Source organism: Streptomyces sp. NPDC046859, from assembly GCF_040645135.1.
Lineage (GTDB): Bacteria > Actinomycetota > Actinomycetes > Streptomycetales > Streptomycetaceae > Streptomyces.
In genome coordinates this window covers 244,904-258,774 of the sequence record NZ_JBEYXR010000003.1, presented here as the reverse complement: position 1 = coordinate 258,774, position 13,871 = coordinate 244,904, and the positions used below count along the sequence as shown (strand labels likewise).

14 protein-coding genes are annotated in these 13,871 nt (G+C 71.5%); 5 read left to right on the top strand and 9 right to left on the bottom strand.

Going from position 1 to position 13,871, the window contains the following annotated elements:
• Positions 1–284 precede the first annotated feature (284 nt).
• The 3 genes from ABZ899_RS05660 to ABZ899_RS05650 all read left to right on the top strand — a co-directional run bounded on the left by ABZ899_RS05660 (position 285) and on the right by ABZ899_RS05650 (position 3,831).
• Positions 285–1,664 carry an NAD(P)-binding domain-containing protein gene (locus tag ABZ899_RS05660; protein WP_361341140.1) on the top strand — a complete coding sequence of 460 codons (1,380 nt, stop codon included), beginning with the start codon at positions 285–287 and terminating at the stop codon, positions 1,662–1,664.
• A complete protein-coding gene (locus ABZ899_RS05655; protein ID WP_361341138.1) occupies positions 1,661–2,899 on the top strand; it encodes an MFS transporter in 1,239 nt (412 codons plus the stop codon). The genes ABZ899_RS05660 and ABZ899_RS05655 overlap by 4 nt, the downstream gene beginning before the upstream one ends.
• An 89-nt stretch (positions 2,900–2,988) precedes the next feature.
• Entirely contained in the window at positions 2,989–3,831 is an 843-nt protein-coding gene (locus ABZ899_RS05650) for a maleylpyruvate isomerase family mycothiol-dependent enzyme (protein ID WP_361341135.1), read from the top strand.
• 557 nt (positions 3,832–4,388) lie between these two features.
• Here the strand turns inward: ABZ899_RS05650 and ABZ899_RS05645 are convergent.
• Together ABZ899_RS05645 and ABZ899_RS05640 are read right to left on the bottom strand one after the other, a co-directional pair.
• Positions 4,389–5,021 (bottom strand): MBL fold metallo-hydrolase, encoded by a 633-nt coding sequence (locus tag ABZ899_RS05645; protein ID WP_361341132.1) that lies wholly within the window; start codon positions 5,019–5,021, stop codon positions 4,389–4,391.
• A 182-nt stretch (positions 5,022–5,203) separates the two neighbouring features.
• Complete coding sequence (locus tag ABZ899_RS05640) at positions 5,204–5,407, bottom strand: hypothetical protein (RefSeq protein WP_361341130.1); 204 nt, start codon at positions 5,405–5,407, stop codon at positions 5,204–5,206.
• 114 nt (positions 5,408–5,521) lie between these two features.
• On the opposite strand from ABZ899_RS05640, the gene ABZ899_RS05635 reads away from it, so the two are divergent.
• Complete coding sequence (locus ABZ899_RS05635) at positions 5,522–6,592, top strand: NADH:flavin oxidoreductase/NADH oxidase (RefSeq protein ID WP_361341127.1); 1,071 nt, start codon at positions 5,522–5,524, stop codon at positions 6,590–6,592.
• A gap of 109 nt (positions 6,593–6,701) precedes the next feature.
• Positions 6,702–7,037 (top strand): TraR/DksA C4-type zinc finger protein, encoded by a 336-nt coding sequence (locus tag ABZ899_RS05630; protein WP_361341124.1) that lies wholly within the window; start codon positions 6,702–6,704, stop codon positions 7,035–7,037.
• A 208-nt stretch (positions 7,038–7,245) separates the two neighbouring features.
• Here ABZ899_RS05630 and ABZ899_RS05625 read toward each other — a convergent pair whose 3' ends face one another.
• The 7 genes from ABZ899_RS05625 to ABZ899_RS05595 all read right to left on the bottom strand — a co-directional run bounded on the left by ABZ899_RS05625 (position 7,246) and on the right by ABZ899_RS05595 (position 13,775).
• Complete coding sequence (locus ABZ899_RS05625) at positions 7,246–7,608, bottom strand: DUF5335 family protein (protein ID WP_361341122.1); 363 nt, start codon at positions 7,606–7,608, stop codon at positions 7,246–7,248.
• Positions 7,609–7,793: 185 nt separating this feature from the next.
• Positions 7,794–8,570, bottom strand: coding sequence for a hypothetical protein (locus ABZ899_RS05620; protein WP_361341119.1), 777 nt, complete (start codon positions 8,568–8,570; stop codon positions 7,794–7,796).
• A 34-nt stretch (positions 8,571–8,604) separates the two neighbouring features.
• On the bottom strand, positions 8,605–9,078 hold the full coding sequence (locus ABZ899_RS05615) for a hypothetical protein (RefSeq protein ID WP_361341116.1): 474 nt from the start codon (positions 9,076–9,078) through the stop codon (positions 8,605–8,607).
• Between the two features lie 11 nt (positions 9,079–9,089).
• Positions 9,090–10,403, bottom strand: coding sequence for an MlaD family protein (locus ABZ899_RS05610; protein ID WP_361341112.1), 1,314 nt, complete (start codon positions 10,401–10,403; stop codon positions 9,090–9,092).
• Positions 10,400–11,692, bottom strand: coding sequence for an MCE family protein (locus ABZ899_RS05605; protein WP_361341110.1), 1,293 nt, complete (start codon positions 11,690–11,692; stop codon positions 10,400–10,402). The genes ABZ899_RS05610 and ABZ899_RS05605 overlap by 4 nt, the downstream gene beginning before the upstream one ends.
• Positions 11,689–12,798, bottom strand: a complete 1,110-nt coding sequence (locus ABZ899_RS05600) for an MCE family protein (RefSeq protein ID WP_361341108.1) — start codon at positions 12,796–12,798, stop codon at positions 11,689–11,691. The genes ABZ899_RS05605 and ABZ899_RS05600 overlap by 4 nt, the downstream gene beginning before the upstream one ends.
• Positions 12,795–13,775: an MlaD family protein gene (locus ABZ899_RS05595; RefSeq protein WP_361341570.1), complete on the bottom strand. Its 981-nt coding sequence runs from the start codon at positions 13,773–13,775 to the stop codon at positions 12,795–12,797. Before ABZ899_RS05595 ends, ABZ899_RS05600 begins: the two co-directional genes overlap by 4 nt.
• Between the last annotated feature and the right edge of the window lie 96 nt (positions 13,776–13,871).

The window sequence follows — 13,871 nt, the reverse complement described above, 5'->3', positions numbered from 1 at the left end:
CCAGGCGGGCCAGGCCCGTCGGCGCCCGAGGTGGGCCGACGGGTGGCGGGCGACGTGGTCTGAATTCGACAAGCGTCTATGTTGACGTTCATCGATACAGGTGCCATCCTGATCGCGCAGGGCATCGACAACAATCGAAACAGGCAGTTCGCATGTCGCCTGGATCCGGGGCGTCCTGGCCCGCTCCACCGCTCGGCAGGCGGCCGGCGCCCAGCTCGCGCTCGCCGCCCACGCCCCCCTCCGCTGACCCGCACGCGCCGCAACGACACCGAGGAACAGCCGTCATGGAAACGCAGAACCTGCCCGTCGTCGTCATCGGAGCCGGACCGGCCGGCCTGGCAGCCGCCGCTCACCTGGTCGCGCGTGGCATCCGACCGCTCGTGCTGGAAGCCGGCACCGCCGCGGGCAGCGCCGTACGCGAGTGGAGCCACGTCCGGCTGTTCTCCACGTGGAGCGAGCTCACGGACCCCGCCGCCGAGAAGCTGCTCGCCCCGACCGGTTGGGTCAAGCCCGACCCGGCCTCCTGTCCCTCCGGTGGCGAGTGGGCCGACCTGTACCTGCAGCCGCTCGCCGATGTCCTGGGGGACCGCGTGCGCACCGGCGTCCGGGTGACCGGCGTCTCCCGCACCGGTCGTGACCGGATGGTCGACGCCGACCGCGCGGCGCAGCCCTTCGTCGTCCACGTCGCCCATGCCGACGGCCGGGAAGAGAAGGTGTTCGCCCGGGCGGTCATCGACGCCTCCGGCACCTGGACGATCCCCGGCCCGGCCGGCGGCAGCGGACTGCCCGCACTGGGCGAGCGCGCGGCCGCCGACAGGATCACCTACCGAGTGCCCGCCCTCCAGGACCCGGCCGTACGGGCCCGCTACGCGGGCAGGCGCACCGCCGTCATCGGCTCCGGCGCCTCCGCCTTCACCGCACTGGCCTACCTCGCCGGCCTGGCCGAGGCCGACGACGGCACCGGCACCCACGCGGTGTGGATCCTGCGTCGCGGCATCTCCGGCTCGACCTTCGGTGGCGGCACCGCCGATCAGCTCCCGGCCCGCGGCGCGCTCGGGCTCGCGGCGAAGGCCGCCGTGGACGACGGTCACGCGGACGCGGTCACCGGCTTCCGCACCGAGGCGATCGAGCGCGACAGCGACGGCCGTCTGGTCCTGGTCGCCGAGGACGGCCGCCGTCTGGAGCCGGTGGACGAGGTGATCGTGCTGACCGGCTTCCGGCCGGACCTGTCGTTCCTCTCGGAGATCCGGCTCGGCCTGGACGAGCGGCTCCAGGCCCCGGTCGCGCTGGCTCCGCTGATCGACCCCAACCAGCACTCCTGTGGCACCGTCTACCCGCACGGCCACCGTGAACTGGCCCACCCGGAGCAGGGCATCTACCTGGTCGGCATGAAGTCCTACGGCCGCGCACCGACGTTCCTGGCGATGACCGGCTATGAGCAGGTCCGCTCCGTCGCGGCCGCCATCGCCGGTGACATCGACTCGGCCGACCGCGTCGAACTCACCCTCCCGGAAACCGGGGTGTGCGGTGGAGCGGGGCTGTTCGACGCCCCCGAAGCGGACCAGGGCGACGGCGGTTGCTGCGCCCCGGCGCCGCGACTGGTCCAGCTCGGCGTGAAGGCCCCTGCCGATGAGGCCCCGGCGGGCGGCTGCTGCGGCTCGTGACCAGCCTCCACGCCCGCGGCGGCGGGGCCGCGACCGGAACAGGGGACCGGTCGCGGCCCCGCGCGGTCCTGCCCGCCCTCTGCGTCACCCAGATCGCCAGCTGGGGCATCGTCTACTACGCCTTCCCCGTCCTGAACCCGCAGATCAACGCGGACACCGGCTGGCCCACCAGCGCGACCACGGCGGCCTTCTCCCTCGCCCTGATCGTCTCCGCGCTCGCTGGAATCCCCGTCGGCCGCGCGCTCGACCGGCGCGGCCCGCGCACGGTCATGACCGCCGGATCGGTGCTCGGCACCACCAGCCTCGTCGTCATCGCCAGCGCCCCGAACCAGTGGGCCTTCGCCGCCGGTTGGGCACTGGCCGGGCTCGCGATGGCCTCGACCTTCTACCAGCCGGCCTTCGCCGCGCTCACCCGCTGGTGGGCTCCCGACCACATACGCGCCCTCACCACGGTCACCCTCGCCGGCGGCCTCGCGTCCACGATCTTCGCGCCACTGACGGCCCTCCTCGCCGACCACCTCACCTGGCGCGGCACCTACCTCGTGCTGGCCGGGATCCTCGCCCTGATCACCGTTCCCGCCCACGCGTCGGCGCTGCGCGCTCCGTGGCCGGAGGCCCCGTCGGCAGCCGGCGGCACCGTCGGGGACGCCGCCACCGTGGCACGCGGCAGATCGTTCTGGATGCTCTCGGCCGCGTTCACCCTGTCCTCACTGGCGATGTACGCGGTCGTCGTCGCGTTGGTGCCGCTGCTTCTCGAGCGGGGATACACCACGGCCGAGGCCGCCTGGGCGCTCGGCCTGGGCGGTGCCGGACAGACCCTCGGGCGCACTCTGTACGCCACGTTCGCCCGCCGCACCGGCACCACGGCGCGCACGGCGATCCTGATCGCGCTCGGCGGCCTCACCACCGCGGGCTTCGCCGCGATCCCCGGCCCCTACGCACTGGTCGCAGCCGTATCGGTCGCGGCCGGCATGGTCCGCGGAAACCTCACCCTGTTGCAAGCGACCGCCGTCACCGACAGATGGGGCACCACCCACTACGGCCGCCTGTCAGGGCTGATGGCCGCCCCCGTGACCACCGCCGCCGCCCTGGCCCCGCTCGCCGGAGCCGCGCTCTCCGCGCCCCTCGGCGGCTACGTCCACCTGTTCGCGCTCCTCTCCGCCGTCTCCCTGACCGCGGCAGTGACCGCACCCTGGACACGTCCGCACCGAACACGTCGGCCCACTCGTTCCTGAAGGGGCGGCAGCCGGTCGTCAAGCGGCCGCCCTCATCCTGACTGCCTCGCAGGTCGACCGGTGTGCCTGGACAACTGGACGATGGACAGATGCGGAGGGCTGGTCCACCCTTCACTCCCATGACCATCCCTCAGCGTGAGGCCGCCGCGCGATCGCGGCTGTCCGAAGCCATATGTGCCGTAGCCGACGAGATAGCCCGGTTGCTCCGGTCGTGTACCGATGCCACGGTGCTCATTCCCGGTGCCGAGTGGACGGTTGGAGAGGCTGCGGCGCATCTGGTCCTGGCCAACGAATTGATGGCTGCCCTCGCCGCCGGGCATGAGCAGGAATATGGCGACGGCACACCAGGGGGACTCGCGGCGGCCAACGCCGCCTCGCTGGTCTCCTTCCCCGAACGCGACACCTCCGTCCTGGCGGACGGCATCGTCCGGCATGCGCGGGCCTTCACCGAGGCGGCCGGCCTGCGGTCGGCGGACACACCGACGGTGACACCGCTGGGGCCCATGGACCTGGAGACCCTGAGCTCCTACCTGCTGACCCACATGCTCGGGCACGGCTACGACATCGCGGCGGCACTCGGCCGACCCCACATGATCGACCGCGACAGGGTCGATCTGGCGATGCCGTTCCTGATCACCGCGATGCCCCGTGTCGTCGACGCACGAGCGGCTGCCGGGCACAGTGCCTGTTACGAGCTGAGGGTGCGCGGCCTCTCCCGGCTCACCGTGGCGTTCACCAACGGCACGGTGACCGTGCACGCCGAGCCCCCGCGCCGTCCCGACTGCACGATCATGATCGAACCGGTCACGTTCTTCCTGCTCGCGCTGGGCCGGCGCAGTGCCACCGGTGCCATCGCCCGCGGCAAGGTCCTCGCCTGGGGGCGCAGGCCCTGGCTCGCGCCCGGTTTCCCCGCATTGTTCACCGCACCGTGACGGACGCCTGCCCGGCCGAGTCCGGCTTGCGGCCCTGAAGCCGGCGTGGCTCTCGCCGAGCCTGTCGTCAGGGGCCGAGGACGCCCAGCGCGCCGAGTACGAGGCAGGCGGTACCGGAGAGGAAGAACCCGCCCGCGGCAGCGCTGATGCGGACATTACGGGCCGGATCTAGACTGACCAGCGCGTAGAAAGTTCCGAATGAGGGAGATGTGCACCGTGGCCAAACGAGGCAACAAGCGACGTGGCCGTAAGAAGAAGAAGGCCAATCACGGCAAGCGCCCCAACGCCTGAGTCGGACGGCCGCGGGGTCCGATGTCCGCGCCGTCCGAATGACGGCGAAGGGCGGGGATCCCGCAGCGGTCCGGGAGCACGGCGACAAGCAGAGCCGGATCGGACGGGCCCGAGGGCCCGGGGCCGGCTCTGAAGACCGGGCGCCCTTGCCACGTCGACGCCGGACGGACGCAACGGGCACGTGAAGCCTCTGGTGGAGAAGGTTCTCTTGGTGGAGAACCCATCCATCCAGGGGCTTCACCACGTCGTCGGCCCAGCTCCCGCTCTCACGTGATGCCGCGGAGCCAGTCCTCCACGCGCTCGCCCACCTCGCCGACCGTGGTGATGTCGCCGTGCCCTGGGCACACCACCGTGTCGGGGGGCAGGGTGACGAGGCGCTCGCGGATCGAGTGGATCATCGCCTGGAAGTCGGAGTCCTCCGGCCCGATGGTTCCAGGGCCGCGCGAGAACAGCATGTCCCCGGTGAAGACGCTGTGCAGGGCCGGATCGTACAGACTTACGGATCCCGGCGTGTGCCCTGGAGTGTGACGCACCGTCAGAGCGGTTCCGGCGACGTCGATCACCCGGCCGTCGACGAGTTCCTCGTCGGGGACACGGCTGGGATAGCTGCGACGCCACAGCTCCAGGTCGTCCGGGTGCAGCATGATCGGAGCCCCGGTGCGGTCCGACAGAGCCACCGCCGCGTCGACGTGGCCGCTGTGTGCGTGGGTGCACGCGATCGCCGCCACGCGGCGGTCGCCGAGCGCCGTGGCGATGACGTCCGGCTCGTGTGCGGCGTCGACCACCATCACCTGCTCGTCGTCGCCGACGATCCACACATTGTTCCTCATCGGCGTGGTGTCGGCGTCCGGCCCCGGCACGACGCCGATCGTCACCACGCACTCGACCCGGGCGGTCACGACATCACCGCCGGGAGTGCTCGGCCGCGGGCAGTCACATGCGTCCTGATGTCCTTTGCCTGCCGTTCCATGGAACAGCCCCTTTCCGGATGAGGCCCTCTACCCCAGTGGACCCCGCCGGTCATGCGGCAGCAACCGGCAGGTCTTCCCCTCCGAGGACGGACGCGCTGACCTGCGGGAACTCATCGACCGGATCTGCTGGTGATCACGCCGACGGACGGCCCGACGACGACGGCGGCGATCCCGCGGCGCCGCGCGCCGACGTCGTCGCCGGTGCTGCGCCCCACCACCACGGCCCCACCACCACGGCCCGGGACCGCCACGCGCCGGGACACCGCCTGGGGGACACGCTGACCGGTGGTGTGTGGTGTGTGGTGTGTGGTCACGAGCGGCCGGGTACTCGGACGCACCCACCGTGAGGGGCGCTCCGCAGGAGCCCAGGCCGTCACGGCTCGACGGCTGCGGGGCACCCGTCCTCCCCCATCCCTGCGAGGCCTCCCATGAGCCGTCTCTTCTCACCGCTCACCCTGCGCGGCACGACCTTCCCGAACCGGTCCTGGGTGGCCCCCATGTGCCAGTACAGCTCGGTCGACGGCTATCCGCAGGACTGGCATCTGGTCCATCTCGGCTCCCTGGCACGCGGCGGGTCCGGCCTGGTCATGCAAGAGGCCACGGCAGTGGTACCCGAGGGCCGGATCACCCCTTCCGACGCCGGCATCTGGGATGACGGGCACGCCGCCGCGTACAAGCGGATCACCGACTTCGTCCGCGGGCAGGGAGCCGTCGCCGGCATCCAGATCTCCCATGCCGGCCGCAAGGCGTCGACGGCACCGCCCTGGGTGGGTGACGTGTACGTCGAACCGGAGGCCGGAGGATGGCAGACGGTGGCACCGTCACCGCTGCCGTTCGGCGACTGGCCGGCCCCGCGGGAGCTCGGCGTGGACGACATCCGCGCTCTGGTCCGGGCTTTCGGTGAGGCCGCCACGCGGGCGCTGTCCGCCGGCTTCGACGTCCTGGAGATCCACGCCGCGCACGGCTATCTGCTGCACCAGTTCCTGTCACCCCTGTCCAATCATCGCGGCGACGAGTACGGAGGCGATCTCGACGGGCGCAGCCGTTTCCTCGTCCAGGTAACCGACGCCGTACGGGCGCAGTGGCCGGAGGACCGCCCGCTGTTCGTGCGCTTCTCGGCCACGGACTGGGCCGACGGCGGCTGGACTCCGGAGGAGACGGTCGAACTGTCGCGGCACCTGGTGGCCCATGGCGTCGATCTGGTGGACATCACCAGCGGCGGGCTCGTCCACAACGCCCGTATCGAAGTGGAGCCCGGCTACCAGGTGCCCTTCGCCCGGACCGTCCGCGAGGGCGCGGCCCTGCCCGTCTCCGCGGTGGGCCTGATCACCGCACCGGAGCAGGCCGACCAGATCCTCGTGGACCGTTCGGCCGACGCGATCATGCTCGCGCGCGAACTGCTGCGCAATCCGACCTGGCCGCTCCGCGCGGCCCGCGTGCTGGGGGACGACGTCCCGTGGCCGAAGCAGTACCAGCGGGGCCGCCCGCGTCGTTCCTGAGGCTGCCGTCGCCCGGGGACCCGGGAATGTGACGCACGACGCGGAGGTTTCCTCCGTTATGAGCGATCGAGGCAGTAATGCCGTTTTTCCCGCATCTCAGAGCGAGTCGATGCGTGCGCTGCTCGCGGCCGACCGTGACGGCACGCTGCGGCAGATATCCGCTCTGACCCGTGAATACGAAGGGATCGTCCAGGCGAACGCCCTGGTGGCCATCGACGACGAGCACGACCCGGAAGGGGCGAGCACGGCCTTCGAGCGGGCGCACGTCGCCGCCCTGCTGTCCCAAACGCGCGAGCATCTGAACGATCTCGACCACGCCCTGGAGCGGCTGGAGAGAGGCGACTACGGACGCTGCGAGCAGTGCGGTGAGCAGATCCCGACGGAGCGCCTCGAAGTCCGCCCGGCGGCGAAGACCTGCGTGCGCTGCGCGTCCCTGGCTCGTTGAAGGGTGCACGGTCGAGGCCGCGCGACACATCAGCGGCCGTCGTCCTGGACCCGAACAAGGGTGAAAGTGCCTCCGGCGGTGGCAGGAACAGGACCTCGGCAATTCCCGTTCTCGCTGCTCAGAGGCACTTTCTGCTTCCCTGACCGCCTGCCGGACAGCCCGCTACGAGGTGCCGTGACGGCTGCCCGCGGCGGGTGCGCCCCAGGGGTCAGGACTCCGTGCCGGACTCCTTGGAGAAGAAGGTGATCAGCGTGGCGGTGCCGTCCTTGTCGACCACCCGGACCGCCGGCTCGGGAATGTCCTGCGTGGCCACGTCGATCTCCGTGGGGTGCCACACGAGGTGCCGCAGGACGACGGGGTAGCCCGGCGACTGCCCGCCGACCGAGACGGCCACCACGTCGTCCTTCGGGTCGTACACGATGCTGGCGAAGGGCAGCCGGTTGGCTTCGTACTGGTGCCCGACCTCGGGGTCCAGTACCTCGATGGTGACGAACTCCCCCTGGTGTTCCTCGGTCATCTGGTTGAGCGTGGTCTCCCAGGTGCTGCGGTCGAGCGTTTCGGTGCCGGCCATCGTCGTTCCTCCTCCGGTGGCAATCCGCTCTTCCCCCCGACCGTAGCCGCAGCCCTGAGCGACTGTCTCGGCCTGACAGGTCAAGCCGGGCGGCCCTGGTGGACCTGCCTGGACGAGTCCGGGCCGAAGCCCGACGGGGCGGGATCCGGTGGCAGCCTCGTCCTGGTCCGTGGCCCTGTCACCGGTCAGAGGGCGTCGACGCCGCTCACCTTCCAGCCGTCGGAGGTGCGGGTGAGCGTCATGCGCACCCGGTTCAGGTCCAGCCGGGGCGCCGGAACCTGGGTGCTCCGGGTGAGCTGGTTGACGAAGAGCAGGACGACGGCCCGGTCCGGTGTGGCCGACACGATGGAGACCGCCGGGGCGCCGCCGTCGGCGGGTGTGGCCACGGTCGCCTTCACCACACCGTGGTACTTCGTCGCGGTCGGCGCGACCACCGCCTTCGTGGTCTTGCCGTACTGGTCGCGGAAGTGCCCGGTCAGCAGGGCGCGGGCCCGGGAGAAGTCCCGGTCCAGATGCCGGTAGTCGTACGACAGCACCACCGGCGCCGCCTTCCGCGCGGCCGCGACGGCCTCGCCGCGAGCCTGTTCCGCCTGCCGCCCCTGCCGGTACTGCCACCCGAGTACGGCGGCCGCGACCAGGGCCGCCACGAGGACGACGCCCAGCACCGCGATGAGGACGCTCCGCCCGGCCTTGCGCGGGGGCGCGCCGTCCTCCGGCTCCTCCCCGAACGATTCGAAGGAGTCGAAGGACTCGAGCGACCCGGGCTCCGGCGGGTCCTCCCAGCCGTGGGCCGGGGGCTCCACGAGCAGGGTGCGCCCGGAGGCAGTCCGCTCCTCCTGGCGGGCGACGTGCTCGGCGCGCGCGGGCCGCCCGGCGCGTTTGGCCGCCGCGCGGGCGGCCGCGGTCATGGTGCGGCGGGCCGGTGAGCCGGTGCCGCGGGTGCGGGAGGTCGGGTTCGCCACGGTGTCTCTTCTCATCGATGGCCTCACGGGTGGGTCAGCCGACGAACGCGACGTCGGAGGTCAGCCAGCGGCCTGCCACGCGCGTCAGGTCGAGCTGGAGCCGGTAGGTGCGCGCCTGGCCCTCGGGCGCGGCGGTGTTGGTCACCTTGCTGTCGGCCACGACCAGGACCCGGGCCGAGCGGGCGTCGGACCGCACGATGCCCGCTTCCAGGACCTGGCCCTCGGACACCGACTTGTTCTGCGCCACCAGCTTCGTCAGCTCTTCGGTCTGCGCGGCGAACTCCTTCTTGAACGCGCCGGTGGCACCCTTCAGCACATTGCCGCTGTCCCGGTCGTAGTGGCGGTAGTCGAGCGACGTGAAGCTCAGCGCGGACTGGCGGGCCGCCGCCAGGATGTCCTGCCGGCGCTGTTCCGCCGCGCGCTGGTCGGACAGCTTCAGGCCCAGCCAGACACACGGCACGACCGTCACCACGGTCGCGGCGACGAGCCCCGCGGAGAGCAGCCTCATGCCTCCGCCTCTCACACCATCGGTCCCACGAGCAGCCATTGCCACGACTCCTTTCCGAACACGGTCTGTTCCCCGCCCGTCGAGCCGATCTCGAAGGGCGTTCCGTCCGGGCCGATGGGGGTCCCTCCCTGCTCGAGCGCAGCCGAGAGCTTGGGGGAGGTGCCGGTCTCCGGGTCGTAGGGGGCCACGAACGCGGCCTGGTCGGAGCTGTGCCGACCGGTCGTCGCGCCGGGCGCGTTCTGCGCTCCGCGCACCGAGGTCTTGCTGCCGCGCGGTGCCGTGCAGCGCGCGTCGGTGTTCGGCGGGCGCGTGCCGGTGTCGGCGGGGTCGCGCCGCTGGGTGCCGTAGCCCTGGGTGCAGGCGGGAGGGTCGTCGGCGTTCACGACCATCCCGAAGTGGGTGGTGCCGTCGCCGGGGATGACCGTGTAGCTGCCCGCGACAGTGAGCGGGAGCGTGACCAGGGCCTGTTCGACGCCGGGCAGCCGGGCCACGGTGATCCGGCCGCCGCTGATGAGGTTGGTCAGCAGGACCGGCACGTGCGGCCGGGTGGACCTCAGCAGGGAGTTCACCTGCCGGGCGGCGGGCGGGGTGTTGCCGATCAGCCTGCGCAGATCGCCGTCGCTCGACTTGAGCTGCTCGGTGAGCGCGGCCAGGTCGCGGGAGAACGACTTGATGGCCGAGCCCTGGTCGGCCTGTGTCCTGAGCACCTTCCGCGAGTCCTCGATCAGCGAGATCGTCTGGGGGAGCGACTCGGATGCCGACTCCACCAGCGCATTGCCGGAGTCCACCAGCCGGCTCAGGTTCGGTCCGGTGCCGGCGAACGCCTTGCCCAACTCGTCCACGGTGACCCGCAGATCGTCCTTGCGGACGGAGTTGACCAGCCGGTCGAGGCTGAGGACCAGGTCGGTGACCGGCAGCGGGGTCCGGGTGCGGCTGCGCGGGATCGGGCTGCCGTCCGTGAGGTACGGCCCGCCCGAGCGCCGTGGCTGGAGGTCGACGTACTGCTCGCCCACCGCCGAGCGGTTGGCGACCACCGCGAGCGTGTCGGCCGGGATCCCCGGGGCGCCGTCCTCGATCTTCAGCGCCATCGAGACCCCGGACCCGGTCGGCCGCAGCTCGCCCACGCGGCCCACCGGTACGCCCCGGTAGGTGACCTCGGCGCCGGAGAAGACACCCCCGGACTCGGCGAAGTCGGCACGCACGGTGTAGCCGCGGTGCAGGACGTCGTCCACCAGGCCCGTGTACCGGGCGCCGACGAACGACACCCCGAGGGCGGTGACGGTCGCGAAGGCGAGCAGCTGGGCCCTGACCGTACGTGTGATCACGGCAGTATCCCCTTCAGCATCAGCTCGGCGAGGCCGAGATCGACCCCCGGCGGGAGGCGCCGCGAGCCGTCCCCGGTGCCGTAGGCAGCGGTGCACACCGGCGGGCACAGCAGGGTGCTGCCGTCGGAGGGTGTCGAGGGCACGGAGGGCGCGGAGGGCGCGGGAGGCACGGGGGGCACGGACGGGGTGCCCGGCAGGGACGGGACGGACGGGAGCGGGGTGGGGGTGGGGACGTCGGGAAGGGGCGGGGTGTCGGGGGCCGGGGACTTCCCGTCGTCGCCCGGCTTGCCGGTGGCGTTGCCGTACAGGTCCGCCAGGTCGAGGTCGGCAGTGATCTTCAAGTTGACGTAGTCGCCCTTCACCGCGTCGGTCGCGTTGCGCGGGAACGGGTAGGTGGTCAGGATCTCCAGGGAGTCGGGCAGGTCGTCGCCCGCCTCGTTCAGCTGCCGCAGGATGGGCCGGAGCTTCTTCAGGTTGGCGACGGTGTCGTCGCGGGAGGCGTTCACCACCCTGGTGCCGGTCTTGCCGAGTGTCGACAGGGCGGTGAGCATCTTCGTCAGGTCCTTGCGCTGGTCGGCGAGGATCTTCAGGGCGGGCGGCAGGGTGTCGACGGCCAGGGCGATCGTCTTCCTCTCCTTCTTCAGCCGCTTGGCGAGCCGGTCGACGCCGTTCAGCGCGCGCACGATCTCCGCCCGCTGGTCGTCGAGGCCGCCGAGGAAGGTGTCGAGCTGCTTCAGCAGGGACCTGACCCGGTCCTCGCGGCCGTCGAGGGCCTTGTTCAGCTCGACGGTGATCGTCTTGAGCTGGGCCACCCCGCCGCCGTTGAGCAGCGCCGAGAGGGCCGACAGCACCTCCTCGACCTCCGGGTTGCGGCCGCTGCGGGACAGCGGGATGCGGTCGCCGTCGCGGAGCCGTCCGACGGGCCGCGTCCCGGCCGGCGGGGACAGCGCGACGTACTTCTCGCCGAGCATGCTGGTCTGCCGCAGATCGGCGACCGCGTTGCCGGGCAGCTTCACCGAGTCGGCGATCCTGAGCCGCACGCGGGCGTGCCAGCCGTCCAGTTCGACCTTCTCGACGGCGCCGACGGTGACGTTGTCGACCTTGACCGCCGACTGCGGCACCAGGTCCAGGACGTCCCGGAAGTCGACGGTGACGTGGTAGGCGTGACCGTCCGAGGCGGCACCGCCGGGAAGCGGGACGTCGTACCAGCCGTTGAACTCGCAGCCGGTCAGCAGCAGCGTGCCGACCGCCGTCCAGGCGGCCACCCGCCCCTTGCGCCGCACGCTCATGCCGGTGCCCCCAGGATTCCGCCGAGGGTCCTGTCGACCGTGCCCGTCGACGCCGGGGCCGACGGGACCTCGGGCAGGGAGTCGAGGAGCTTCTTCAGCCCGGCACAGTTGTCGTGGTCCTCGCCGGTCGTCCTCAGGATCGAGCAGAGAAGGGATGACGGATCCTGCGGGCCTTGCGGGTTGTTGCGGGTGTCGAGGGTGCCTGCGGCGGGGTTGTAGGCGTTCTGCAGGTTCGACAGACCCGTGGGGGCGACGGTCAACAGCTCCTCCAGAGCGTCCCGCTGGGTGACGAGGACTTTGGTGACCTTGGCCAGGCTCTTCACGTCCGCGGTCAGGGCCTTCTTGTTGCCCTTCACGAAGCCGGACACGTCGCCGAGCGCGGCGGCCAGGTACTTCAGCGCGGCCGCGAGATCCTTGCGCTCCCCGGCGAGCTGCTCGGCCACGTCGGCGAGGTCGGTGTTGAACGACCGGACGCCGGCGTCGTCCGCCGCCAGTGCGGCCGTGAACACCTGAAGGTTCCGCACGGTCCCGAACAGGTCGCCCCGCCCGTCGGACAGCGTGGTGACCGCCTGGGACAGGTTCTCCACCGTCTGGTTGAGGTTCCCGCCCTGCCCGTGGAGGTTGTCCGCGCTCACCCCGAGGAGCCGGGACAGCGAGCCCTTCTCGTTGGCGCCGTTCGGGCCGAGCGCCTCCGCGGTGGTGTGCAGGCTGTCGAACATCCGGTCCAGCTCGACGGGGACGGCCGTACGGGACTCGGGGATGACGGCTCCGTCCCGCAGCACCGCGCCCTTGCGGTACACAGGCAGCAGCTGCACGTAACGGTCGCTCACCACCGATGAGTTGACGATGGCGGCCTGTGCGTCCGCAGGGACCTTGCGGCCCCGGTCGTATGCCAGCTCCACCCGTACCCGGTCGCCCTCCGGCGTGATCTCCTTGACCTCGCCGATGCGGACGCCGAGGACCCGGACGTCGGAGCCGGGATAGATGCCGACGGTGCGCGGGAAGTACGCCGTCACGTGGACGGGGCCGGGCCGCGGCCAGAGGACGACGGCGAGGCCGACGACGATCGCGAGCGCGGTGAACAGGGCCAGGGTTCTGCGGGTCATCGGGTGCCTCCCGCCCGTGGGGTGACCGGGGCGGCGACCAGGTTCTGGATGTAGGAGTCGAACCAGCGGCCGTTGCCGAGGGTGTTGGTGAAGAGCCGTACATAGGGGGCGAGCAGCCGGACGCTGCGGTCGAGACTCGTCTGGTTGCGTTCGAGCATCGTCACGAAGGTGTTGAGGTTCTTCAGCGCGGGCCCGATCTCCTTGCTGTTGTCGTCGACCAGGCCGGACAGCTCGATGCCGAGCAGAGCGGAGCTCTTGAGCAGCTTGTGGATCGCCGCGCGCCGCTTGCCGATCTCCTTGAACAGGGCGTCACCGTCCTTCACCAGCGCGGAGAAGTCCTTCGTGTGAGCGGCCAGCACCTCGGTGACTCCGTTCGCGTGGTCGAGGAGCCCGCGCAGGGCCTGGTCACGGGTGGCGACGGTCCGGGAGATCCGGGACAGCCCCTTGATCGACGCCCGCACTTCCGCGGGGGAGTCCTCGAAGGTGACGGAGATCGTGTCCAGTGCCTTCGCGAGCCGGTCCGTGTCGACCTCCTCGGTGGTGGTCGTCAGGTCGCTGAAGGCCTGGACGACGTCGTACGCCGACACGGTCCGCCGGAGGGGGATCTCGCGGCCCGGCTGCAACTGGCCGGGCCCCTTCGGGTGCAGGGCCAGGTACTTCGCGCCGAGGATCGTCTTGACCCGGATCGACGCACCCGTGTCGGTACCGAACGCCGGACGGCCCTTCACCTTGAAGGTCACCTTGACGTGGTCGCCGTCCAGGTCGACGTCCTCGACCTTGCCGACCTTGACCCCGGCGATCCGTACCTCGTCGCCCGGCTTGAGCCCGCCGGCCTCGGAGAAGGCCGCGCTGTAGGTGTCGCCGCCGCCGATCAGCGGCAGGCTGTCGGCGTTGAAGGCGGCAACGGTGAGCAGCGCGAGAACGGTGAGGCCGACGGCGCCCACACCGACCGGATTCCGCTCGCGGAAGGGCTTCAGGTGGGGGCGCCTGAGCCGGATCCCGGGCAGCCTCGGCGGCAGGACCTTGACCTTCACGAGGGGTTCGGGGCGGGGCGGTTTGCGCTTGGGCAGCAG